The 23,735-nt window shown below is 68.7% G+C and carries 18 protein-coding genes and 5 tRNA genes; 14 read left to right on the top strand and 9 right to left on the bottom strand.

The window, feature by feature from the left end; all coding sequences use genetic code 11:
• Nucleotides 1-8 precede the first annotated feature (8 nt).
• Nucleotides 9-851: a DUF8083 family protein gene (locus tag N8I87_RS19250; RefSeq protein ID WP_263210379.1), complete on the top strand. Its 843-nt coding sequence runs from the start codon at nucleotides 9-11 to the stop codon at nucleotides 849-851.
• 521 nt (nucleotides 852-1,372) lie between these two features.
• On the top strand, nucleotides 1,373-1,579 hold the full coding sequence (gene bldC, locus N8I87_RS19245; RefSeq protein WP_003949541.1) for a developmental transcriptional regulator BldC: 207 nt from the start codon (nucleotides 1,373-1,375) through the stop codon (nucleotides 1,577-1,579).
• A gap of 461 nt (nucleotides 1,580-2,040) precedes the next feature.
• Here bldC and N8I87_RS19240 read toward each other — a convergent pair whose 3' ends face one another.
• The 8 genes from N8I87_RS19240 to N8I87_RS19205 form a co-directional block, all read right to left on the bottom strand.
• The gene (locus N8I87_RS19240; protein WP_263210378.1) at nucleotides 2,041-2,232 is read right to left on the bottom strand and encodes a DUF6274 family protein; all 192 of its coding nucleotides are present in this window, start codon (nucleotides 2,230-2,232) and stop codon (nucleotides 2,041-2,043) included.
• 301 nt (nucleotides 2,233-2,533) lie between these two features.
• Nucleotides 2,534-2,608: transfer RNA gene (locus N8I87_RS19235), tRNA-Asp, on the bottom strand.
• Between the two features lie 94 nt (nucleotides 2,609-2,702).
• Complete coding sequence (gene hrpA, locus N8I87_RS19230) at nucleotides 2,703-6,671, bottom strand: ATP-dependent RNA helicase HrpA (RefSeq protein WP_263210377.1); 3,969 nt, start codon at nucleotides 6,669-6,671, stop codon at nucleotides 2,703-2,705.
• Nucleotides 6,672-6,732: 61 nt separating this feature from the next.
• The gene (locus tag N8I87_RS19225) at nucleotides 6,733-7,044 is read right to left on the bottom strand and encodes a 6TM ABC transporter family protein (RefSeq protein ID WP_263210376.1); all 312 of its coding nucleotides are present in this window, start codon (nucleotides 7,042-7,044) and stop codon (nucleotides 6,733-6,735) included.
• Between the two features lie 184 nt (nucleotides 7,045-7,228).
• Nucleotides 7,229-7,302 (bottom strand) — tRNA-Phe (locus tag N8I87_RS19220).
• Nucleotides 7,303-7,326: 24 nt separating this feature from the next.
• A tRNA-Asp gene (locus tag N8I87_RS19215) sits at nucleotides 7,327-7,401 on the bottom strand.
• Between the two features lie 36 nt (nucleotides 7,402-7,437).
• Nucleotides 7,438-7,510: transfer RNA gene (locus tag N8I87_RS19210), tRNA-Glu, on the bottom strand.
• A gap of 80 nt (nucleotides 7,511-7,590) precedes the next feature.
• A complete protein-coding gene (locus tag N8I87_RS19205) occupies nucleotides 7,591-9,147 on the bottom strand; it encodes a metallophosphoesterase family protein (protein WP_263210375.1) in 1,557 nt (518 codons plus the stop codon).
• 156 nt (nucleotides 9,148-9,303) lie between these two features.
• On the opposite strand from N8I87_RS19205, the gene N8I87_RS19200 reads away from it, so the two are divergent.
• The 5 genes from N8I87_RS19200 to N8I87_RS19175 all read left to right on the top strand — a co-directional run bounded on the left by N8I87_RS19200 (nucleotide 9,304) and on the right by N8I87_RS19175 (nucleotide 15,441).
• Nucleotides 9,304-9,654 (top strand): metallopeptidase family protein, encoded by a 351-nt coding sequence (locus N8I87_RS19200; protein WP_263210374.1) that lies wholly within the window; start codon nucleotides 9,304-9,306, stop codon nucleotides 9,652-9,654.
• Nucleotides 9,655-10,484: 830 nt separating this feature from the next.
• Nucleotides 10,485-12,617, top strand: a complete 2,133-nt coding sequence (locus tag N8I87_RS19190; RefSeq protein ID WP_263210373.1) for a DEAD/DEAH box helicase — start codon at nucleotides 10,485-10,487, stop codon at nucleotides 12,615-12,617.
• 192 nt (nucleotides 12,618-12,809) lie between these two features.
• Nucleotides 12,810-14,960, top strand: coding sequence for an FG-GAP repeat domain-containing protein (locus N8I87_RS19185; RefSeq protein WP_263210371.1), 2,151 nt, complete (start codon nucleotides 12,810-12,812; stop codon nucleotides 14,958-14,960).
• Between the two features lie 152 nt (nucleotides 14,961-15,112).
• Nucleotides 15,113-15,259 carry a hypothetical protein gene (locus N8I87_RS19180; protein ID WP_263216986.1) on the top strand — a complete coding sequence of 49 codons (147 nt, stop codon included), beginning with the start codon at nucleotides 15,113-15,115 and terminating at the stop codon, nucleotides 15,257-15,259.
• 109 nt (nucleotides 15,260-15,368) lie between these two features.
• Nucleotides 15,369-15,441, top strand: a tRNA-Lys gene (locus tag N8I87_RS19175).
• Nucleotides 15,442-15,735: 294 nt separating this feature from the next.
• On the opposite strand, the gene N8I87_RS19170 is transcribed toward N8I87_RS19175, so the two are convergent.
• Complete coding sequence (locus N8I87_RS19170) at nucleotides 15,736-16,275, bottom strand: GNAT family N-acetyltransferase (protein WP_263210369.1); 540 nt, start codon at nucleotides 16,273-16,275, stop codon at nucleotides 15,736-15,738.
• Nucleotides 16,276-16,437: 162 nt separating this feature from the next.
• Between N8I87_RS19170 and N8I87_RS19165 the strand changes: the two genes are divergently transcribed.
• From N8I87_RS19165 to N8I87_RS19135, 7 genes are all read left to right on the top strand, one after another.
• Nucleotides 16,438-17,028 carry an anthranilate synthase component II gene (locus tag N8I87_RS19165; RefSeq protein WP_263210367.1) on the top strand — a complete coding sequence of 197 codons (591 nt, stop codon included), beginning with the start codon at nucleotides 16,438-16,440 and terminating at the stop codon, nucleotides 17,026-17,028.
• Nucleotides 17,029-17,223: 195 nt separating this feature from the next.
• Nucleotides 17,224-18,510 (top strand): aminodeoxychorismate synthase component I, encoded by a 1,287-nt coding sequence (pabB, locus tag N8I87_RS19160; RefSeq protein ID WP_491743939.1) that lies wholly within the window; start codon nucleotides 17,224-17,226, stop codon nucleotides 18,508-18,510.
• On the top strand, nucleotides 18,507-19,790 hold the full coding sequence (locus tag N8I87_RS19155; protein ID WP_263210364.1) for a type I glutamate--ammonia ligase: 1,284 nt from the start codon (nucleotides 18,507-18,509) through the stop codon (nucleotides 19,788-19,790). The genes pabB and N8I87_RS19155 overlap by 4 nt, the downstream gene beginning before the upstream one ends.
• 53 nt (nucleotides 19,791-19,843) lie before the next feature.
• A complete protein-coding gene (locus N8I87_RS19150; RefSeq protein WP_263210362.1) occupies nucleotides 19,844-21,166 on the top strand; it encodes an ATP-grasp domain-containing protein in 1,323 nt (440 codons plus the stop codon).
• Nucleotides 21,159-21,488 (top strand): chorismate mutase, encoded by a 330-nt coding sequence (locus N8I87_RS19145; RefSeq protein WP_263210359.1) that lies wholly within the window; start codon nucleotides 21,159-21,161, stop codon nucleotides 21,486-21,488. Before N8I87_RS19150 ends, N8I87_RS19145 begins: the two co-directional genes overlap by 8 nt.
• Nucleotides 21,485-22,399: a branched-chain-amino-acid transaminase gene (gene ilvE / locus N8I87_RS19140; protein ID WP_263210358.1), complete on the top strand. Its 915-nt coding sequence runs from the start codon at nucleotides 21,485-21,487 to the stop codon at nucleotides 22,397-22,399. Before N8I87_RS19145 ends, ilvE begins: the two co-directional genes overlap by 4 nt.
• Nucleotides 22,396-23,613 carry an MFS transporter gene (locus N8I87_RS19135; RefSeq protein ID WP_263210356.1) on the top strand — a complete coding sequence of 406 codons (1,218 nt, stop codon included), beginning with the start codon at nucleotides 22,396-22,398 and terminating at the stop codon, nucleotides 23,611-23,613. Before ilvE ends, N8I87_RS19135 begins: the two co-directional genes overlap by 4 nt.
• Nucleotides 23,614-23,735: the final 122 nt, after the last annotated feature.

Genomic DNA, 23,735 nt, shown 5'->3' with positions numbered 1-23,735 from the left:
GAGCAGGCGTGCCCAAGGTGTCCTCGGTGATCGTCCCCTACGCTGCGTATCTACGCGTGTACGAACCGTTGGCCGCCTTCCCGGAGCCGGAGCGCGCCCACTGGTCGCGCTACGCCCGCCGCCCCGAGCGCCCCTCCTACCAGGACGAGCTGCGCCGCTCCCTGGCCGATCTGCTGCCCACCCCGCCGGTCCCGGTGCCGGTGCACGAGAGCGGCGACGCCTTCGTGCTGGACGTCGACGGGGTGGTCTGCGTCTGCCCTTGGCGCACCCGGCTGCGCGGCTGGCAGGCCCTGGGCGAGCTGTCCGAGGAGTTCCCGGCGTCGGTCCTGGACGCGGTGCTGCCGCCGGTCGTGCGCCGGCAGGCCGCCCAGGACTACGAGCGCTGGCTCACCCGCAACCCCGATGCCCGCCCCTGGATCCGCACCGCCACCTGGCAGGTGCCGCTGAACTGGTTCGTGCTGGTCTCCGACGAGGAGCGGGAGTACGCCAAGGGAGGTGCCGAGGAGGCTCCCCTGCTGCGCTACCGCACGCCCATGGTGCAGGCCAGGCGGCGCGTGGCCCGGGGACTGCGGACGCTCAAGGACGCCATCGAGGAAGGGCCGCTGATCGACGGCCTGGTGGACGTGGGGCGGTGGCTGGAGGAGTTCCACCCGCGCTCGCTGGTCGAGCTGGACTACGGCGGCCTGGTGCACGCGGTGCCGGCCGGCGAGCTGGAGGGGGACCACTCGGCGGCGGACGTGGCCGAGGGCATCGACGCGCTGCGCAGGGGCGACGGGGCCGCGGCGGGGGAGGCGTACGGGCGGCTCGTGGAGCGGTGGCGGACGGTGCGGGACAGGCGTTCCGCGAACTGAGTGACGTACGTCACGGCCCAAACCGGCCTGGACGACGTACGGTCTACGCCACTTAGGTCACCTGACGGGGCGTTGGTTCCGATAGGGGCTTTTGTATCAAGGGTGACGGACCGCACTTACGCGGCCCTTGCGCCTCTTGCCGCTCCTCATGCCAAAATAGGACAAGGAGTCCGGGGAAGACTCCGTCCGCCCAACTAAGCTCCATTCTGGGCGGAATCTCAGCATTGCAATGCTTTGGGGGGTCTTGTGACTCCTGATCGCCCCTGTGACTGATCGTCACAGTGGCGTGACTGTCCGCTATGGCATGGTCCATCGGCTTCCGCGGCTGATGACTACCTGGGAGGGCAATTCCATCGGTTTGGCCGACGCGGCTGGACAGATGGTGTAGTTGTAGTGCCGAGGACAAGCCGTTCGTCCTATAACCGACTCGACCCGCGTCCACCATTTCGGGCAACGCGGGTCAAGGTGCAGAATTTAGAGGAAAGAACCGAGAAGGTTCGGTTCTCCCGAGGAGGCCGCTCATGACCGCTCGCACCCCTGATGCCGAGCCGCTGCTGACCCCGGCTGAGGTCGCCACGATGTTCCGCGTCGACCCCAAGACGGTCACGCGGTGGGCGAAGGCCGGCAAGCTCACTTCCATCCGTACGCTCGGCGGACACCGCCGCTACCGCGAGGCCGAGGTCCGCGCTCTTCTCGCGGGCATCCCGCAGCAGCGCAGCGAGGCCTGAACAATCGCATAACCGGGCAAAACGGCTGGTCCCCCAACCCGCCGAGGCGCCCGGGCCCTAGCTCCAAGCGACGCGGGACCTGCCCCAACAGGACCCTCGCCCAAGCCAATGGGAACTTCTCAGGCACGTGACACAGGGTGCGTCGTAGATCGCGCTGGACTCCGCCGGGTCCAGCGCGATCTTTTTTGTGCGCCGAAACCCCTGGTGCGGAGGGTCCGTGAGCGGGCTTGTCGGAGTCTGGGGAGGGGTGTCGGATCCGCTGTGGATGTCCCCTCGGAGCGGTGCAATTGCACATATTAAATTGACCCGTTGTAGGACAGGTGTAAGTACCGGGGTTTCAGAAAGTCATGCGGTGACACCCGTCACATACCGGGTGGCTTGTTGTCGGTGGTCCATGTGCGCTAATGGAGACATGGGCTCCAGCGTCCCACTGTGGCACGGGTGTTGGGAGTGCGCGAGCGCTACGCGGTCGGGGCGGCCTCGTCCTCGGCCGCGCCCTCCAGAGCCTGAGCGCCCGGCGGGGCGGAGTCCATCGCCAGCCTCAGCAGGCGGTGGCAGATCGGGCAGTGGCGGGTGAGGTGCCGATAGGAGGAGGCGGCCGACAGGTGCGCGCGGAGCAGGGCTCGCGTCTCGTGCCTGACAGATGCCGCCATACGCCACCTCCGGGGGCCGCACGAGAACGGGGCCTGCTTTCTGGGTACCGACGGAATGTGACGCCGTCAAGAGCGGGGGGCTCCGCCGGTTCGGCGTTGTTCACCGGTGCCTCCGCTGGGTTCGGCGCCGGTGTCGGTGTGGCCGCTCACTGGGGGCTGCCGCCCCCAGACCCCCGCTTCGGCCTGAACGGCCTCGTCCTCAAACGCCGGACGGGCTGATTGGTGCCGGCCGGTGGTGAGGGGTGAGGGGCGGAGATATGGCGAAGGCCCGCATCCGTATCGGTGCGGGCCTTCATCGTTGCGGTCCTGACGGGATTTGAACCCGCGGCCTCCACCTTGACAGGGTGGCGAGCACTCCAAGCTGCTCCACAGGACCAGGTTTCGCGGCGCCATTCGTGCGTTGCGCTGCGAGAAGAGACTGTACAGGAGGGTGAGCCCCACGGTCGAACTCACCCTGCGTGCACAGGCGATTACGAGACCGCCGCGTCGATCGCCTTCACGATCCGCTTGTCGGAGACCGGGTACGCCGTGCCGAGCGCATGCGCGAAGTAGCTGACCCGGAGCTCCTCGATCATCCAGCGGATGTCCAGGACGGACGACGGGACGGGACGGCCCTGCGGCAGCTGCTCCAGGAGCCAGGCGTACTCGTCCTGCATCTCGTGGACCTTCTCCATGCGAGTGGTGTCCCGCTGGACGCCCGTCGGCATCTGCTGGAGACGACGGTCCACGGCCACCAGATAGCGCATCAGGTCCGGCAGCCGCCGTATGCCCGCCCACGTCACGAAGCCGGGCTTCACAAGGACGTCCAGCTGGGTGCGTACGTCCGTGAGGTTGGGCAGGAGGACGGGGCTGCGTACGGCCTTGAGACGGCGCTCACAGGCCTGCCAGGCGGCCAGGACCTGCTGCACCTGGGCGACCGTACGGACCGTCGTGTCGACGATCTCCGCGCGCACCTTGTCGTACAACTTCCGGTACGACTCCTCGTCCCACACCGGCCCGCCGAAGTCGGCGATCAGCTTGTCCGCCGCAGCCATCGCGCAGTCGTCGAACAGGGCCTGTATCGAACCGTGCGGATTCGCGGACAGCGCGAGCTTCTGCGCGTTCGTCAGGCGGTCGCTCGTGAATTTGGCCGGGTTGACCGGGATGTTGCGCAGGATCAGCCGCCGGGTGCCCCTCCACATGGCCTCGGCCTGTTCCGCCTCCGTGTCGAAGAGCCGGACCGACACCGTGTCCCCGTCGTCGACCAGCGCCGGGTACGCCTTCACCGGATGGCCGGCCCTGCGGGTCTCGAACACACGGATGAGCGCGCCGATCGTCCAGTCGGTGAGGCCCTTGCGCTCCAGGGACTCCCCGCCCTGCCGCTCGGCCGTCGCCGCCGCGGCCTGGGACAGGGCCTGGCGCGCCTTCGGCTTCAGCCGGAGCTTCAGCGCCTCCAGGTCCTTGTCCTCGGCGAGCTTGCGGCGCCGCTCGTCGACGATGCGGAAGGTGATCCGCAGATGGTCCGGGAGCCGCGTCCAGTCGAAGTCGTCGGCCTCGAAGGGCACGCCGACCATGCGCTTCAGCTCGCGGGCCATGGTGAGCGTCAGCGGCTCCTGCAAGGGCACCGCCCTGTCCAGGAACGCCTTCGCATAGTTCGGCGCGGGCACGTAGTGGCGGCGGATCGGCTTCGGCAAGGAGCGGATCAGCTCCGTCACCACTTCCTCGCGAAGACCCGGGATCTGCCAGTCGAAACCCTCGTCCATGACCTGGTTGAGGACCTGGAGCGGGATGTGCACGGTGACGCCGTCGGCATCCGCGCCCGGCTCGAACTGGTAGGTCACCCGGAACTTCAGCTGCCCCTGCCGCCATGAGTCCGGGTAGTCGGCCTTGGTGACCGCCTCCGCCGACTCCCGGATGAGCATCTCCCGCTCGAAGTCCAGGAAGTCGGGCTGCTCGTGCCGCTTGTGCTTCCACCAGGAGTCGAAGTGCGCGCCGGAGACCACATGGTCGGGGACCCGCTGGTCGTAGAAGTCGAAGAGCGTCTCGTCGTCGACGACGATGTCCCGACGGCGGGCACGGTGCTCCAGCTCCTCCACCTCGCTGAGGAGTTTGCGGTTGTCGGCGAAGAACTTGTGGTGCGTGCGCCAGTCGCCCTCGACCAGGGCGTTGCGGATGAAAAGCTCGCGGGAGGCTTCCGCGTCGATACGGCCGTAGTTGACCTTCCGCTGGGCGACGATCGGTACGCCGTACAGCGTGACCTTCTCGAACGCCATCACCGCCGCCTGGTCCTTCTCCCAGTGCGGCTCGCTGTAGGTCCGCTTGAGCAGGTGCCCGGCGAGCGGCTCCACCCACTCCGGCTCGATCTTCGCGTTGACCCGGGCCCACAGCCGGCTCGTCTCCACCAGCTCCGCCGACATCACGAAACGCGGCGTCTTCTTGAACAGGGCCGAGCCGGGGAAGATCGCGAACTTGGCGCTGCGGGCGCCCAAGTACTCGTTCTTCGCGCCGTCCTTCACATCCTTCATGCCGATGTGCGAGAGCAGTCCGGCGAGGAGGGACACGTGGACGCGGTCGTCGGGGGCGTCCTGCTCGCTGAGGTGGATGCCCATCTGTTTGGCGACCGTGCGCAGCTGGGTGTAGATGTCCTGCCATTCGCGAATGCGCAGGAAGTTGAGGTACTCCTGCTTGCACATGCGCCGGAACGCGGACGAACCCCGCTCCTTCTGCTGCTCGCGGATGTAGCGCCAGAGGTTGAGGTAGGCGAGGAAGTCGCTCGTCTCGTCCTTGAAGCGAGCGTGCTGCTGATCGGCCTGGGTCTGCTTGTCGGCCGGGCGCTCGCGCGGGTCCTGGATGGACAGCGCGGCGGCGATGACCATGACCTCGCGGACACAGTCGTTCTTGTCGGCCTCCAGGACCATACGGGCCAGCCGCGGGTCGACGGGCAGCTGGGCGAGCTTGCGGCCGGTGTCCGTGAGCCGCTTGCGCACGTCCTTCTGCATCGGGTCGAGGGCGCCCAGCTCCTGCAGCAGCTGCACGCCGTCACGGATGTTGCGGTGGTCCGGCGGATCGATGAAGGGGAACTTCTCGATGTCGCCGAGGCCGGCCGCGGTCATCTGCAGAATGACGGAGGCGAGGTTCGTACGGAGGATCTCCGCGTCGGTGAACTCCGGCCGGGCGTTGAAGTCGTCCTCGCTGTAGAGCCGGATGCAGACGCCGTCGGACGTACGGCCGCAGCGGCCCTTGCGCTGGTTGGCGCTGGCCCGGGAGACCGCCTCGATGGGGAGGCGCTGCACCTTGGTGCGGTGGCTGTAGCGCGAGATACGGGCGAAGCCGGGGTCGATGACGTACTTGATGCCCGGCACGGTGAGGGACGTCTCGGCGACGTTCGTCGCCAGAACGATCCTGCGGCCGCCGTGGGGCTGGAACACACGGTGCTGCTCGGCGTGCGAGAGCCGCGCGTAGAGAGGCAGGATCTCTGTGCTCTGCCAATCAGCGCCTCCGGCGCGGGGATACTTCTTCTTCTCCAGCGCGTCCGCGGTGTCCCGGATCTCGCGCTCACCGGAGAGGAACACGAGGATGTCGCCCTTGCCCTCCCCCATCAACTCCTCGACCGCGTCGGTGATCGCGGTGATCTGATCCCGGTCCGCGTCCTCGGAGTCCTCCTCCAGGAGCGGCCGGTACCGCACCTCCACCGGATACGTCCGGCCACTCACCTCGACGATCGGCGCGTCACCGAAGTGCCGGGAGAAACGCTCGGGGTCGATCGTCGCGGAGGTGATGACGACCTTGAGGTCCGGCCGCTTCGGCAGCAGCTGGGCCAGATAACCGAGCAGGAAGTCGATGTTGAGGGACCGCTCATGGGCCTCGTCGATGATGATCGTGTCGTACGCGCGCAGCTCACGGTCCGTCTGGATCTCGGCGAGCAGGATGCCGTCCGTCATCAGCTTGATGAACGTGGCGTCCGGGTTCACCTGGTCGGTGAACCGCACCTTCCAGCCGACCGACTCGCCGAGCGGGGTGTCCAGCTCCTCGGCCACACGCTCGGCGACCGTACGAGCCGCGATACGACGGGGCTGGGTGTGCCCGATCATGCCCCGGACCCCGCGCCCGAGCTCAAGACAGATCTTCGGGATCTGGGTCGTCTTGCCGGACCCGGTCTCACCGGCGACGATCACGACCTGGTGATCACGGATCGCGGCCGCGATCGCGTCCTTCTTCTGGCTGACGGGCAGCTGCTCGGGATAGCCGACCGCGGGCACCCGGGCACGCCGCTCACCCATCCGTGCCTCGGCCTTCGCGACCTCGGCCTCGATCTCGGCGAGAACAGCGGCACGGGCCTCGGGCTTACGGATCTTGCGTGCGCCCTCGAGCCTGCGCCCGAGCCGGTGCGCGTCGCGCAGCGACAGCTCGGTCAGGCGGGGGGCGAGGGCGCCGAGGGCGGGGGCGGGATGCGTAGACATACGCCGTCCAGGATCTCACCCCGGGGAAATCCGTGGCGAACGCTTTTGCCCCACGGTGTTTTCAGGGGGTGCGCTGCACCGGAGGGGCAGACTGCGGCTCACGCCCGCGGGAGCCGTCGCCCAGAGCGATGGACCTGGCGGTGTTGGAGACGGCCTTGATCCCCAGATAGGCCGTGGTCATGCTGCTGACCGCGGTGAACGCGGCCGTCAGCACACCGACGATCACCGCCTTGTCACCGCCGAGCTGCCACACCCCGAAGATCGCGACCCCGGCGATCGCGAGATTACTGATGACCACGGCAAGCAGCCCGTACCGCGCCCGGTCCTTCTCCAACTCGGTATCCCGAATGGCCCTCGACTCGTCCCGGCTCATCGTCCCCGCCCCCCAGATCTCACGGCCGACCAGGCAGAACGTAGCGCCGCACGGTATCCGTGCCAAGCCGAGGGTGGAACAGTACGAGCGGGCGTCCCCGGTAGCGGACGCGGACGCTCGTACCACGAGCATGATCCACGAGGCACACAACAAGGCCCCGATCCGAAGATCGGGGCCTTGGCTGTGGCTGGGGCCGGGGTCGAACCGGCGACCTTCCGCTTTTCAGGCGGACGCTCGTACCAACTGAGCTACCCAGCCACGAGGCTTTCGAGGAAGCCTCAGCGGTCCTGACGGGATTTGAACCCGCGGCCTCCACCTTGACAGGGTGGCGAGCACTCCAAACTGCTCCACAGGACCAAGCTTGCGTGCAACAGTGTCGCACACGATCTTGCGTGCCCCCAACGGGATTCGAACCCGTGCTACCGCCTTGAAAGGGCGGCGTCCTAGGCCGCTAGACGATGAGGGCTATCGGCCCGCCTGGGCGCTTGTCAGCGCGTCGGGGACGTGAGAAGCATATGGGATGGCGGGGAGTATCGCCAAAACGGTTTACGGCCTCGTGGGCGACGCCGTCCCCGATGGGGTGGTGGGGGTGCTCGGCGTGGGGTTCGCGCCAGGCCTGTTCTCCTCCGGCAGGTGACGGCTGACCTCGGCCGTCGTCAGGCCCAGGCCGCCCAGCCTGATCTCGTCCCAGGCCTGGAGCCGCCGCGTGTCCCGGTCGAAGTAGAGGATCGACGCCTCGACCGGATCGGGGTACTTGCCCTCCACCGCACGCAGCCCGCTGCCGCCCGTCGAGCCCTCCACCCGCAGCCGGGTCCCCTTCTTCATGACCTCCGTCTGCTCGTGGTGGATGTGGCCCGCCAGCACCAGGGGCACCTCGCCGTCCGTGCGTCGGGCGGCGGAGGGCTCGTGGGCCACGGCCACGTCCACGGGTGTGCCCGCGGCCCGCTGGTCGCGCAGCGCCGTGGCCAGCTGGTCCCCGGCCAGTGCCTCCGCCGCGTCGCCGCCCGGCCGGCCCGAGCGGTCGGGGGTGAACTGGGGGTCGCCGATGCCGGCGAACCGCAGCCCCGCGATCGTCCGTGCCCGTCCGTCGTCCAGGACGCGCACGTTCTTCATCCGCTGCAGGTAGCTCTGGGTGAGACGTGAGTCGTGGTTGCCCCGGACCCATACATACGGCGCGCCCAGGTCCGCGATCGGGTCGAGGAAGCCGTTCTCCGCCGCCGTACCGTGGTCCATCGTGTCGCCGGAGTCGACGATCACGTTCACCTTGTACTCGGCCACCAGCGACGCGATGATCTTCCAGCTCGCCGGGTTCAGATGGATGTCCGAGACGTGCAGGACCCGGATCGTGCTCGGGTCGGGCCGGTAGGCCGGGAGCGTGGAGGTGACGTCGTACAGCTTCGTCACGTTCGTCACCAGGCGGGCCAACTCCTTCTGGTAGACGTCGAATTCGGTGACGATGCTGCGCGCGTTGCCGACCAGGGAGGGCGCGGAGGACAGCAGGCCCGAGAACTTCGGTTCCAGGACCGACTTGGGGTTCCAGGTGGCGTACGCCGTCGCTCCCGAGGCGGCCAGCAGGGCGAGGGCGAGTCCGCCGGCCGCGAGGGCGCGCCGGGGGCGGCGGTAGACCGCCAGGCCCAGTGCGGTCGCGCCGGAGACCACGGCGACGCAGGAGCGTAGGGCCAGGTCGAGTGTGCCGTGCTCGACGTCCCGGGCGATCTCGTCCTGGAGGCCGGTGAGGCGCTCGGGGTGATCGACGAGGGCTTGTGAGCGGACGGGGTCGAGTTGGTCGACGTTCACGTCCAGGCGGACGGGCGCGACATGGCTGTCGAGTGTCAGTGCGCCCAGCGGTGAGACGTTGATCTTCGTGCCGCCGCTGAGGGACGGGCGCAGGGCCATGGTCGTGTTCATCGGGCCGACCTGGGCTCTGACGTTGCCGACGATGAGCAGGCCCAGCCAGGCGCCGACGAGGACGACGACCGTCATGCCGAGGGCGCGCGCCCAGGGGTGCTGCTGGGTGGCGAGTTCCGGGGCGTGGCGGTTCGGGTGGCGCCGGGTGAGTGTGCGGATGATCCGGTTGCGGGCTGCGAGGGGGACGCGGGCCATTGGTCGCGTATGCCCAAGCCGGGCAGTGGATATGCGGGGGTTCGCGGCCGGCGTGTCCGAGGGCTGGTGAGGCTCCGACGGCCGTCGGTTCGTGACGCTCCCGCGGTCGTTGGTTCGCAACGCCCCTACGGCTGTGCCGTGCCGGACAATGACCGTGTGCTGGAGATGACGCGCGAGGAGTTCGAGGAACTGGTCGCCGAGGCGCTCGACCGGATTCCGCCGGAGCTGACGCGGCTGATGGACAACGTCGCGGTGTTCGTGGAGGACGAGCCCCCGGCGGACGATCCCGAGCTGCTCGGGCTCTACGAGGGGACGCCGCTGACCGATCGCGGCGAGTGGTACGCGGGCGTGCTGCCCGACCGGATCACCATTTACCGGGGGCCGACGTTGCGGATGTGCGACACGCGCGAGGACGTCGTCGCGGAGACCGAGGTCACCGTGGTGCACGAAATCGCCCACCATTTCGGGATTGACGACGAGCGGCTGCACGCGCTCGGGTACGGGTGAGGGCCGGGCGCGTGTCTTCTTGAGTCCGGCGGGAGTTGGGCACGGCGACTCCTTCATCCTCCCCCGGAGGTGGCCGCCGTGCGCCCCAAGTACGTACCTGTCCGTCTGGCCGCCGCGGTGCTGGCCGTGACGGCTGCCGCCGGTTGTGTGAGCGTGGGCGAGGACGGCGGCCGGGCGAGCCCCTCGCACTCGGCGGGGCGGCGGGGCGGCGAGGCGGCCGACGGGGGGTCGGCGGTGTCGGGGGGTGGTGCCGGGTACGACGGCTCCGAGGGCGATGCCAAGCACAAGCACGGGCGGAAGGCGAAGCACGGCAAGCACGCGTCGGAGTCGGCGTCGCCCTCACGGGCGGGGAGTTCCTCCGTGTCGCCGGCCGGGCCGGGCGGCAGTCAGAAGCCGGGGTTCCGGCGCCGACCCAGGCGCCGCCGACCCCCACGCCGACGCCTCCCGAGCCGGAGCCTCCGGCGTCGACCCCGCCGCCGGTGTCGACCCCGCCGACGGCCGAGCCGTCGTCGTCGGCGCACGAGGAGGCGGGGCCGCAGCTGGGGGACCGGGAGCCGGCGCCCGAGGCGGGGGCTCCGGCGTAGATTCGGAGGCCACCCGGTTACCGGCGTGGGCACGTGACCAGCGTCTCGTGGGTTGAGTTTGCCTTGGGGGGCGGTGGGTGCGTATGGTGGTAGATCGTTTGATCCCATTTGCCCGGCGCCAACGCAGAGCGCGCCGTGTGGCGCGTACTCTCCTTTGCCGTGGCGGACCGCATTGAGGCGGTCGTATTGCGAATCACGGAGTTGACGGGCGCGTGCCGAAGAGACTCCGGAAGGTTTCGCATTCGCATGTCCGTGTCCAGCACAGATCACATCGTCATGTCCGAGAACGAGCTCGAGAACGACGAGTCGACCGAGGTCACCGAGACCGCTGACACCCCCCAGATCACTTTCGCCGACCTCGGCCTCCCCGAGGGCGTGGTGCGCAAGCTCGCGCAGAACGGCGTGACCGTCCCGTTCCCGATCCAGGCCGCGACCATCCCGGACGCCCTGGTCGGCAAGGACATCCTCGGCCGTGGCCGCACCGGCTCCGGCAAGACGCTCTCCTTCGGTCTGCCGACGCTGGCGACGCTGGCCGGCGGGCGCACCGAGAAGAGGCGCCCCCGCGCCATCATCCTCACGCCGACGCGTGAGCTGGCCATGCAGGTGGCGGACGCCCTCCAGCCGTACGGCGACGTCCTCGGCCTGAAGATGAAGGTCGTCTGCGGCGGTACGTCGATGGGCAACCAGATCTACGCCCTGGAGCGGGGCGTCGACATCCTCGTCGCCACCCCGGGCCGCCTGCGCGACATCATCAACCGCGGTGCCTGCTCCCTGGAGGACGTGCAGATCGCCGTTCTCGACGAGGCCGACCAGATGTCCGACCTGGGCTTCCTGCCCGAGGTCACCGAGCTGCTCGACCAGGTCCCGGCGGGCGGCCAGCGGATGCTGTTCTCCGCGACCATGGAGAACGAGATCCAGACGCTCGTCGACCGCTACCTGCAGTCCCCCGTCTCGCACGAGGTGGACGCGGCCCAGGGCGCGGTCACGACGATGTCCCACCACATCCTGATCGTGAAGCCCAAGGACAAGGCGCCGGTCACGGCGGCCATCGCCTCCCGCAAGGGCCGCACCATCATCTTCGTCCGCACCCAGCTGGGCGCCGACCGTGTCGCCGAGCAGCTGCGCGACGCGGGCGTGAAGGCGGACGCGCTGCACGGCGGCATGACCCAGGGCGCGCGCACCCGCACGCTGGCGGACTTCAAGGACGGTTACGTCAACGTCCTGGTCGCCACCGACGTCGCGGCCCGCGGTATCCACGTCGACGGCATCGACCTGGTCCTGAACGTGGACCCGGCCGGCGACCACAAGGACTATCTGCACCGCGCCGGCCGCACGGCCCGCGCCGGCCGCACGGGCACGGTCGTCTCGCTGTCCCTGCCGCACCAGCGCCGCCAGATCTTCCGTCTGATGGAGGACGCGGGCGTCGACGCCGCGCGCCACATCATCCAGGGTGGTGCCGCCTTCGACCCGGAGGTCGCCGAGATCACCGGCGCCCGCTCCATGACCGAGGTCCAGGCCGAGTCCGCGGGCAACGCCGCTCAGCAGGCGGAGCGTGAGGTCGCCCAGCTCACCAAGCAGCTGGAGCGGGCCACGCGGCGCGCGGCCGAGCTGCGCGAGGAGGTCGACCGGCTGGTGGCCCGGGTCGCCCGCGAGCGGGGCGAGGACCCGGAGGCGGCGGTGGCCGAGGCCCAGGCTTCGGCGGCCGAGGCGGTGGCCGTGATCGAGGCGTCGGTCCCGGAGCAGCCGGTCGCGCAGGACGTCGAGCGCACCGAGCGCCCGGCGGCCTCCGCGCCGTACGAGCGTCGGGAGCGGCGTGACGACCGGGGCGAGCGTGGCTTCGACCGCGGGGACCGTGGTGACCGTGGTGGCCGTTCCTTCGAGCGTCGTGATGACCGTGGCGGCTTCCGCCGTGATGACCGTCGTCCGGACCGTGGTGGCGAGCGTGGCGGTTTCGAGCGTCGTGACGACCGTGGCGGCTTCCGCCGTGATGACCGTCGTCCGGACCGTGGCGGCGAGCGTGGCGGTTTCGAGCGTCGTGACGACCGTGGTGGCCGTTCCTTCGAGCGTCGTGACGACCGTGGCGGCTTCCGCCGTGATGACCGTCGTCCGGACCGTGGTGGCGAGCGTGGCGGTTTCGAGCGCCGTGACGACCGTGGTGGCCGTTCCTTCGAGCGTCGCGACGACCGTGGCGGCTTCCGCCGGGACGAGCGCGGTGGGCACCGTAGCAGCGACCGCCCGTTCAACCGGGACCGCCGTGACGACCGCCCCGGCTTCCGCTCCGCCGGCCACGACCGCCCGTACGGCCGTCGTGACGACCACCGCGGCACCGGCTCCTTCGGCCGCCGCGACGACAAGCCGCGCTGGAAGCGCAACGGCTGACGCCGAGTGACCTGACTGACAAGGGCCCGCACGACTTCGTTCGTGCGGGCCCTTGCGTTGTTTCCGCCGCCCACTTTTTCCGTACCGATGACGCTGAAGTGGTTGCTACGATCCACTTGCTTGGCATGGACACAGCGGGCGAGGGGGAATCGCCGCCGTCATGCCGTTCTTGCTTCCCTGGGGAGGGACCCTTTGACTCGGCGTGTACGCGCACGCTCTTTTGTGGTCCGGCGTGGCCGGATCGCCCTGACTCTCGCGAGCCTGGCCGCACTGGGCGCCGGCTCGCTGACCACCGCGGCCCCGGCGGCCGCGGACACCACCCCGACGCCGATCACGACGGACGGCGTGTGGGGCATCGACTACGCGGGCGGCTTTCTGACCAGCGTGGAGAACACCCCGAGCGGCTCCCAGTGGGTGATCGGCCGGCAGATCTCCGCCGACGGCTCCACGGTGCTGACCGAGACGTCGCGTGGTTACGCCGACGTGTTCGCAAGCGGCAGCCACGTCCAGCGGGTGCCGTGCGACGCCGGCTCGCAGGGCTGTGTGCCGCTGCGCTCGTTCGGCAATACGTACACCGGCTACTTCATGGACGACGGCAGCGGCAAGCAGGTGGCGCAGGTCCACCTGACCGAGAACTCGCTGAGCGGCACGGACGAGCCGACGGTCACCGGGGGCCGCTTCGTCGACGCCACCGGCCGCTACTACGTCTACCAGGCGTCCTCGACCGGCAAGCAGTACGTCGACGCGGTGCACGCCTACCGCTCCGAGGACGTGCGGCTGACCCGGCGCATCACGGCCGCCTCCGTGTGGGGTTCGGCGCTGTGGGCGCCGGGCTCGGGCAACGGGGTCGTGACCGCGTATGACCTGGAGTCGAAGAAGACGGTCGCGACCGTCTCCACCGGGGCTCCCTGCACGGTCAAGGAACTGCAGGTCATCGGCCGCTGGATGTACTGGAACTGCGGCCCGACGGGCGCCGCGGGCGTGTACGACCGTACGGCGAAGAAGAAGATCACGGTGCCCTCCGGCCCCGCCCTCGTCGGTGACGGCTATCTCGTCCGGCACGACCGGACGGCCGGGAAGCTGATGCTGACCGACTATCACTCGGGTACGGCCGCCGCCCCGCGCGCGATCGCCGACCTGCCGGCCGGGAGGACCGCCGACCAGCGGCGGCTGACCTGGACGGTGGACAAGCTCGGCGGCGACATCGCGTACGTCGGCGAGGACAAGTCGATCCGGATCGTGCAGAGCGGGGTGCCCACGCAGTCACTGGCGAAGATCGAGTCGGACGTGGCCGGCGACTCGGTGGACGTGAAGGGCCGCAACGGGGTCAATTACTGGGACAGCATCTGGCAGTTGAACAAGCCGGCGCACTGGACCTTCACCGTGAAGGACGCGCTGGGGCACACCGAGCGCACCCTCACCGGCAGCGGCGCGCACGTCGAGGTGAACTGGGACCTGAAGACGGACTCGGGCGTCGTCCCCTACAACGGCCCCAAGACCTGGAGCCTGCGAGCCACGGCCGACGACGGTGGGGGCACGTACACCACGGGCGGCAAGCTGGCGTACCACGGCGGCCGTCAGGGGTTCCACGACCAGGGGTACTCCAGCAACGGTGAGTTGGTCACGCTCAACTCCTCGGGCGCTCTGAGCCTGCACTACACCCAGGGCAACGGCACCTTCGGCCCCAAGTACTCCGGCTCCGGCTGGCCCGCCGGTACGGTGGCCGTGCCCTTCGGTGACATGGACAAGGACCGGTGCGCCGAAATGCTGGTCCGCATGCCGAACGGCGAGCTGCGGCGCTACGCGGGCCGGTGCGGCTGGGAGTACACCCCCTCGAACAGCCACACCTCCCTCGGTACCGGCTGGAAGGCGTACAACGTGCTCACCGCCCCCGGCGACCTGACCGGTGACGGCCGTACGGACTTGCTGGCGCGCAAGGCCTCGACCGGTGACGTCTATCTGTTCGCCAACGACGGCGCCGGGAAGCTGAAGGCGGGTGTCAAGATCGGGACGTGGTCGGCGTACAAGCGGATCGTCGGCGCCGGCGACCTGAACGGCGACGGCTTCGGCGACGTCCTGGCGCTGGACAGGTCGGGCACGCTGTGGCGCTACGACGGCACCGGGGCGGGCCAGGTGAAGGGGCGGGTGAAGGTCTTCTCCGGCTGGGGCGCGTCGTACAACGCGGTCGTCGGCGTCGGGGACATCACCGGTGACGGCAAGAACGACCTGGTCGCGCGGGACACCGCCGGCAACCTGTACCGCCAGACCGGCACCGGCAGGGGGTCGTTCACGGCACGGGTGAAGATCGGGACGGGCTGGCAGGGCTACAAGGGCCTCTTCTAGGCATCCCGTGATGCATGTCATGCCCCCGGCGAGAGGATCGCTGGGGGCATGACAAATGGCGCGACCGTCAGCGGTCCTCGCCCGCCGGGTGCCGGCGTTCTCCGACTACGCCGTCTCCTTCACGATCATCTCCGTCCTGTCGGGCTGTCCCGATGGCCGAAGTCTGCTCCGCGTCCCCGACCTTCGCGGAGTTCGTGAACAACACGGGCTGGGGCAGCGGGGTCTACGTCGTCCACACCCGCACCCTCACCCGTGAGGCCGTCACCCGCCCCGACACCGCCGAACCGGCCGATCCCTGACGGTTCCCGCCCGTTCCGGCCACTTCGCCACCCCCGACGCGACCGCGAGCCCGATACCCGATCGGAGACGCGGCCTGGTCCGGCTATGCTCGGGGAGGCAACATCGTCTGGGCCCTTAGCTCAATTGGCAGAGCAGTGGACTTTTAATCCATTGGTTGTGGGTTCGAGTCCCACAGGGCCTACGGCTGCGGGGGAGGGGAAACCCCTTCTGACCTGCGGTGCAGCGCTCGGACCGGCTTCGGTCGGCCCGAGCGCTGGCTCGTTTTCGGGCGCGTGCGTGAGCGGATGTGCCCGTGGCCTGTGGATCGGCTGCGGCGTCCGCGGATGGTTCGGTGGCTGCCCGACGCACCCCCGCGGGTCAACCTCGCTGCGTGCATGCGTGAGAGTTGCGGAGACATGGCGCAGATCCCGATCTGCGGAGCGGCGACCCGGTCCGGGGGCCAGCGTTCAGATGCTACGTAGGGCCCGGACCGGCATCAGTCGGCCCGGGCGCTGTCCTGCTTGCCGTGGGTCGACCCGGGGTGGTGTCTGGTGGGGGCGACGACGGTCGTGAGGAAGGGCACTGCTCCCCGCTGCTGGTAGAAGCGCATGGCACCGCCGTTGCCCGCCATGACGGCGATCTGAACAGTCGCCACACCCTCATCGGCGAGAAGTTTCATGGCCTCGTCGTACAACTGGCCTCCCAGCCCCACTCCGCGGTACTGCTCTCGGGTGACGAGGGTCTCAAGCGCACCCACCCGGTCGCCCCAGTCCCGCGAGCCCGAGGCGGCCTTGATCCGAACCATCGCGTAGGCGGCGAGCTCCTCCTCCACGTGCGCTGTCAGGCATCGACTGAAGCCCTCGTCCATCCATTCCAAATATTGACGGCGACGAAATTCCCAAAAGGCCACTTCCGGATGCAGGTCGCCAAATCGGTCAAGATGGGGCGAGACCCGGGCGTGATGCTCCACCAGTTCTCGCCAAAGGGGGCGCAGGCTGTCGATGAGGCCCACCGAAAGGTGGTTGACTTTGATCATTGATGAGTTAGCCTTTCTTTCGAGTCACGTCGGCAGGGGCCGTACCGCAGGCCCGTGAGGTGAGTGGAAAATGCCACACAAGGCGATTGTAAAGCTCATCCTTCCGCGCCCTAAAGGTGTGGTCAATGTGCCGATTGCGCGATGGGGGAAAGTGAAACACCGATGCACACTCTCATAGTTGACAACTATGATTCCTATACCTACAATCTCTTCCAGCTCATAGCTGACGTTTCCGGAGAGAAACCGACAGTCGTCCGGAACGACGAACTCTCCTGGGTGCAGCTCGAGCAACTCGAATTCGACAACGTCGTGATATCTCCTGGTCCCGGCACCCCTGCGGCGCCCGGGGACCTAGGCGTGTGCGCCGACGTGCTGCTGAAGTGTCAGAAGCCGGTGCTCGGGGTCTGCCTCGGGCACCAGGGCATCGGCTGGACGGCGGGGGCCGAGGTCGTGCGCGCACCGGAGCCGATGCACGGTCGCATCTCCAGGATCAGCCACGACGACGAGCTCTTCGCCGGCATCCCGCAGGGATTCTCTGCGGTCCGTTACCACTCGTTGGCGCTGGCCACGCCACTTCCGGCCACCCTTCGCGCCATTGCGTGGAGCGACGACGGTGTATTGATGGGCGTGCGTCGCACCGACAAGCCGCAGTGGGGGGTGCAGTACCACCCCGAAGCCGTCTGCAGTGAGTACGGCGAGCAATTGGTGGCGAACTTCATGACTCTTACAGGCGATCGTCTGGCAGTCGCCTGATTCACGCAGCGCGAACAATTCTCCTTTCCCTGACCAGGAAAAACATTGAATCTCAAGAACGGGCTTCGGCTCGTCCATGCCCAAATACAGAGCGCTCTGCCCGCTGCCGCCGTTTTCGAAGAATTCTACGGATCTTCGCCCAATGCTTACTGGCTCGACAGCAGCCGCTGCGTCCGGGGGGCTCGGTACAGTTTCATGGGTGATGCAAGCGGGCCGCTGGCCGATGTAATCACCTATCGCCACGGCTCGCAGCAGGTGGAATCCCGCACCCACGGACCCGTCGACACTTCCGTCTGGGAGTACCTTTCCCGCTGGACTGGTGTGGACGTCGAGCAGGAGACGGAGCTCCCGTTTGATTTCAACGGGGGGTTCGTCGGCTATTTCGGATACGAGCTCAAGGCCGAATGCGGCGGTTCGGATCGACACCGTTCCCGCTACCCCGACGCGGCGTTCATCTTCTCGGACAGATTCCTCGCCTTCGACCACGAGGAGGGCCGGGTTCACGTCTGCGCGGTGGCCGACCGGGCGCACCTGGAGTCAGCCCGTGCATGGGCGGAGGAGACGAGCCGGCGCCTGTCGGTGGCCTCCGCGCCGGTCCCGAGACTCCCCCGGACAGCGAGATCCGCCCCGGGCCCCCTGGTCCTGCGGCACGACAAGGACGCGTACCGGGCTCTGATCGGGCGGGCTCAGGAGCTCATCCGGGCAGGGGAGACCTACGAGGTCTGTCTGACGACCAGTCTGACCGGTGAGCCGGTCGACGATCCCTTGGCGCTCTACATGGAACTCCGACGCATCAACCCCGCTCCGTACGCGGCCTACTTCGCCATCGGAGACATCCAGGTCCTGTGTTCATCCCCGGAACGGTTCCTGAAGCTGGACCGTGACCGCCGCGCCGAGACCAAACCGATCAAGGGGACCATCCAGCGCGGTGCCACCCCCGAAGAGGACAGGGCACTTGCCGAATGGCTCCGCGACGACGAGAAGACGCAGGCGGAGAACATGATGATCGTCGACCTTCTCCGCAATGACCTCGGCCGCGTGTGCGAGATCGGCACCGTGAAGGTCGACAGCCTCATGCACGTCGAGTCGTATGAGACCGTCCATCAGCTCGTATCGACGATCTCCGGCACCCTCGCCGAGGGCACGGACGCAGTCGAGTGTGTGAGGGCGTCCTTCCCCGGCGGCTCCATGACGGGCGCCCCCAAGATCCGCACGATGTCCTTCATCGACGAACTGGAAGGCGCTCCACGCGGCATCTACTCGGGCAGCCTGGGCTACCTCGCCCTCAACGGCACCGCGGACCTCAACATCGTGATCCGGACGGTGGTGAACGACCCCGCAGGCGTCCATGTCGGCGCAGGGGGCGCCATCGTGCACATGTCGGACCCGGATGCCGAATTCGCCGAGGTCGCCCTGAAGCTCCAGCCTCTCGAGCGCGCGCTGAACGACTCTCCCGTCACCCTCCGGAACGGTCACGCATGACAACCACCCCACACGACACCACCTTTCTCCAGGTCGGGCTTCCTGACGTGCACGGACGCCTCACGGGTCGCCGGCTGCTGGTGGACACCGACCAGCAGGCTCCCGCGCCGTCCTTCACCGCCCGCGATTACGTCCTGGCGACCGACATCGACTTGACCGAGGCCGAACCAGAGACCGAGACCGAGGGACTGCACTGGTACACCGGCGACGGCGACATCGTCGTCAGGGCGGCCGAGGACTCCCGCGTCTACGACCTCGGCGACGCGGGCAAGCTCGTACTGGCCGACGCCCACGACAGCGCGGGCCGTCCGATCCACGCCGCACCCCGACAGGTCCTGAAGGCCGTTCTGGCCGACGCCGCCCGGCTCGGTCTGCAACCGGCCATCGGCACCGAGGTGGAGTTCTACGCCTACGGCCAAAGCCCCCAGGCGCTCCGGGACGACACCTTCCGCGACCCTCGCCCACACTCTCCGTACATCCCGGACACCCTGCTGGAGACTCCTCCCCGTGACCGGGCTCTGCTCGAAGCGATCTGCCGCGCATGCGGCCAGGCGGGACTCGACGTGGAGGGCTACGCGAATGAGGGCGCGCCGGGGCAGTTCGAGATCAACTTCGGATACGGCGACTTCCTGCAGGTCTGCGACGCGCATGTGGTGTACAAGACCATCGTGCGGGAGACGGCTCGCCTGCACGACCGCACGGTCACCTTCATGGCGAAGCCGACCGACGACAGCTTCGGCAGTTCTTGCCACATGCACCTGAGCCTCGGTCAGGAGGGCGGCAATGCTTTCCACGACGAGAAGGTGTTGCGCTCGTTCGTGGCGGGCGTGCTGACGCTGCTGCCGGAGAGTTCGCTGTTCTACGCCCCGTATGTCAACTCCTACAAGCGCCTCCCGGCCGGCGCCTCAGCCGCGCGCCTCGCGTGGCACCGCAGGCGTCGCTCAACGCTCCGCCTCATCTCGCCGGAGCACAACCCCAGACTGGAGCTCCGGATCGCGGGCGCCGACGCGAACCCCTACCTCGCTGCCGCAGCCTTCCTCGCGGCGGGCCTCTACGGCGTGGAGCAGCGGCTGGACTGCCCGGAGGAAGGGGAGCCGCTGGGCACGTTCCCGTCGACCCTCTCGCAGGCGCTCGCCCTGACCAGGAGCGGTACCGCGCTGCGCAGCGTCCTGCCGGCGGGCGCGGTCGAACTCGTCACCGCGGTGGCCCAGGTGGAACTGGACAAGTTCGAACGAACCGTCACGTCCTTCGAACGGGAACGAATGCTCGAACGGATCTGAGCCGCAACGTGCGCCGAACCCGTACAGAACCTCATATCAACGGAGTGAGAACAGTGGCAGAGGCGGAGAGCTGTCGCCATCTCGTCCTGGTGGACGCACCGGGCGGGCCTCAAGTGGCCGACATCGTCAACTCCCTGGCCGGACTGGCCACCTGCACCGTCGTAAGCCTGCGCTGGGGCAGCCCTGCGGAGCACGCCCGCCGGGTCGACGGGCTGCGGGCGCTGGGGCCGGTCGACATCATCGAGCGGGCGGACCAGGTGGTGGACGCGTTGCTGGCCGTCGCCGCCGGCGGCCGGCCCATCGACGGCGTGCTGGCCTTCAGCGAGATCGTCAGCTATCACGCGGCCGTCGCCGCAGCGGCCCTGCGCCTTCCGGCGAACTCCCCCCAGGCCACCATCCGGTTGCGCCGCAAGGACCTGCAGCGGCAGGCGCTCAGCGCGGCCGGCGTTCCCTGCCCCGAGTTCGCCGTCGTCACCGACGAGGACGAACTGGAGGCCGCGTCGTCCCGCCTGGCCTTCCCCGTGGTCCTCAAGCCGGCCATCGGCGTCGGCAGTCTCTGCGTCACCAGGGCAGAGGACCGTTACCAACTCGCCGAGGCGTTCGCCCGAGCGAGCCGTCAGTACCGCGACGACCCCCGAGTGAACGGTGCCAGTCCCGTCTTCGTGGTCGAGGAAGTCATCCAGGGCGACAACTGGCACGCCGACGAACGGATGGGAACACGCGTCAGCGTGGAGTCGCTGCTGGACGCCGACGAGATCCACCACCTGGCCGTCACCGACAAACTCCCGCTGGCACCGCCGTTCCGGGAAGTGGGCGACGTCATGCCCTCAGGGCTGCCCGAGCAGCGGCGTGCCGAGATCCTCGACGTGACGACCCGGGCCCTGCGGGCGCTCGGCGCGACGTCCGGAGCCACTCACACAGAGCTCATGCTCACCTCGGATGGCCCGGTGATCATCGAGGTGAACGGGCGTATCGGCGGCGGTGTCTTCGAGTTGCTGCGGACCGCGGCTGCATACGACATGGCGAGGCAACAGGCCAGGATCGCCTTGGGGGAGAGGCTGGAGGAACTTCCCCTGTTCTCGGGATACGCGGCCTTCGTCACCCCGCAACCCCCGTCCGGCGACTACGAGATCCTCTCCGTGGGCGGCCGGGAGGAGATCGCGGCCGTCCCAGGCGTCGTAGAGGTGATCCAGACCAAGTCTGCTGGCGCCGTCCTGGCGAAGGAGGCGGGAACCAACGCCCATACCTTCCGGGTCCTTGCGGCCGGCCGGGAACCCGACGAGTTCTTCACCCAGCTCAAGGCCATCGAGGACAGCATCCAGCTCGAACTCGGCCCGGCGCCGTCCCGTGGCGCGCAGGAGCCGCACCGTGTCTGACGCCGACCGTGAATACATTCAGTCCCTGGCTCGGCACCGGGCACAGATCGACGGCCTCGACGAACAGATCATCGCCCTCTTCTCCCGGCGCCTGGATGTCAGCGAAGCCGTGGGCGCCCTCAAAGCCGAGAAGGGCAAAGCCGTGGGCGAGGAAGGCCGGGCTGAGCAGGTGCTCGACCGATACCGGCAGGCAGGCAGGCTGAGCCAGGAGGGACAAGCCGCCGAGTGGTTCGCCCGGCTGGGCGATCTGATCCTGGACGCCAGTGCCGCGTTGCAGGACCGCATCATCGACGCCGACACCGAGAGCGACAGCGCACAGTGACCCCGGGGACCTACTGGATCGACGGCCGTCTCGTCACCGATACCGAGGGCGCGGCATCACTGTCGGCCCACGGGCTGCACTACGGCTACGGCGTCTTCGAAGGAATCCGGGGCTACGCCGTCGGAGGCGATGTCGCCCTCTTCAGACTCGACGACCACCTACGGCGCTTCGAACGGTCCGCCCAGATCCTCGGCATCCCTCTCGGCCACTCCGGCGCGGAGATCACCCAGGCCGTCATCTCTCTGACCGAACGGGCGGGCTTCGGGGACTGCTACATCAGGCCCATGGCCTTCTACGGCGGAGGCCCGCTCGGGATGGGCACGGCAGGCCGCGCCGCCCATGTGGCCGTCCTGGTGGACGAGTGGGAACAGGAACGATTCGACTCGGAACCCGAGAGGATCCGGGTCGCTGTGAGCACGTGGCGCCGCCCTGGACCGGACACACTGCCTTTGCAGGCCAAGACCACGGGCATGTACCTCAATTCAGTGCTCGGCAAGCGGGAGGCCCATGCCTCGGGTGCCGACGACGCGCTCTTCCTCACCCAGGAAGGGCTGGTCGCCGACGCCAGCGGGGCGAACGTCTTCACCGTCTCGGGCGGCGTGCTGCGCACTCCGCCCCGCTCAACCGGTGTGCTGTGCGGCATCACCCGCGACACCGTCATGGAGCTGGCGGTCGGTAATGGTCTGCGGGTGGTGGAGGAACCGGTCACACTCGCCGACCTGTTGACGGCGGACGAGGTCTTCCTGACCGGAACCGGCCTGGAGATCCGCCCGGTCGAGGCGATCGGCGACAGCGTCTACGGATGCGGACCGACGACCCGGCTGTTGGCCCACGACTATCAGAAGGCGGTCCGGGGCGAGGTCGATGGGCTCCGCGACCGTGTGACCTGGCTGCGGCGGGACACCCCGTGAGCCCCTATCGGGCGCTGCTGCGTACACCCGGCTCCCTGCGAGCAGAAGTGTTCTCCCTGCTGGGACGCCTGGGTTACGTCATGTGCGGACTCGGTGCCCTCTTTCTGGGAACCGATCGGATGGGCATCACAGCCGGCGGTCTGGGAGCCGGCGCCTTTGCGCTCGGTGCGGCCGTGGGAACTCCCCTGTCCGGTCGGCTGAGTGCCCAGTACGGCACGCCTGGGGTCTTTTCTCTGCTGGCGGCGACCAGCGTACTGGGCACTTTGACGGCCCTGTTGAGCACCACTGGGCACAGTCTCCCCGGCTTCGCTCTGGGGTGTGTGATCATCGGCGCGACCGCCCCGCCCGTGGGGGCAGGCATGAGGGCGCTGTGGGCAAAGGCCGACATCGCGGAACACCTTCGAGGTCCGGCCAACTCGCTCGAATCCGTGGGCATGGAAGTGCTCTTCATCCTCGGCCCGCCGCTCGTCGGTCTGCTCGCCACGGCGGATCCAGTCCTCACGCTTGTCGTCGCCGACGGTTGCGTACTGGTTGGAGCGATCGGCTTTGCCACAGCCCCACTGGTCCGGCGGCTCCTCGGCCCGACGACGGACCGCTCGGGCGGGCCATCGCGCCGGGTGCTGAGCCGTCCGGTGGTGTGGCTGCTGTGCGTTGCCGGCCTCACCGCGGCTGCCTCGGGAGCGATGGACGTCGCCGTGGTGGCCGCACTCCGCGAGAGCGGCTCCGCGCAGAGCGCGGGGCTCGTGCTGCTCGCGCCGGGGGTGGGCAGTGTGCTGGGCGGCGTCGGATATGGCTTGGTCTCCATGGAGCGGACGCCAGGTGGCAGACTCGGCCTGCTGCTGCTCGCCTGGATGTGCACCCTGATCCTTGTCGCGACCCAGAACACTCCGTGGCCGCTCGCGCTCGCGCTTTTCCTGTCCGGTATCCCCATGGCGGCGCTGGGGGTCGAGGAATACAACCTGCTCGGACGCGCGAGCCCGGACCCAGGACGCATCCAGGAGGTGTACTCCTGGGCCGGTTCCAGCATCAACGTCGGCGTCTCCACGGGAAGCGCCGTCTGCGGGTTCGTGGCAGCGCACTCCCCGCAGAACCTCGCCTTGTGGACTCCTGCGGCCGCCGTCCTGGTTGCCTGTCTCCCGTACACCGTCGCCCGCGCGTCGTGGAGGACGTCTTCCTCGACTGACTCCGCCACGGCGACCGAAGCTCTCCGCTGATCAATCGTCACCATTCCAGAAGGCTGTGAACCACCATGACATCGCGACGAGTTCTCGTCCTGGGTGGAAACGCCCGCACGCTCGGCAAGGCCGCTGCCATGGGTCTGGAAGTCGTGAACTTC

It is taken from the genome of Streptomyces sp. HUAS 15-9 (assembly GCF_025642155.1).
In the GTDB taxonomy this organism is placed as follows: Bacteria; Actinomycetota; Actinomycetes; order Streptomycetales; family Streptomycetaceae; genus Streptomyces.
This window is presented reverse-complemented; position numbering and strand designations above follow the sequence as displayed.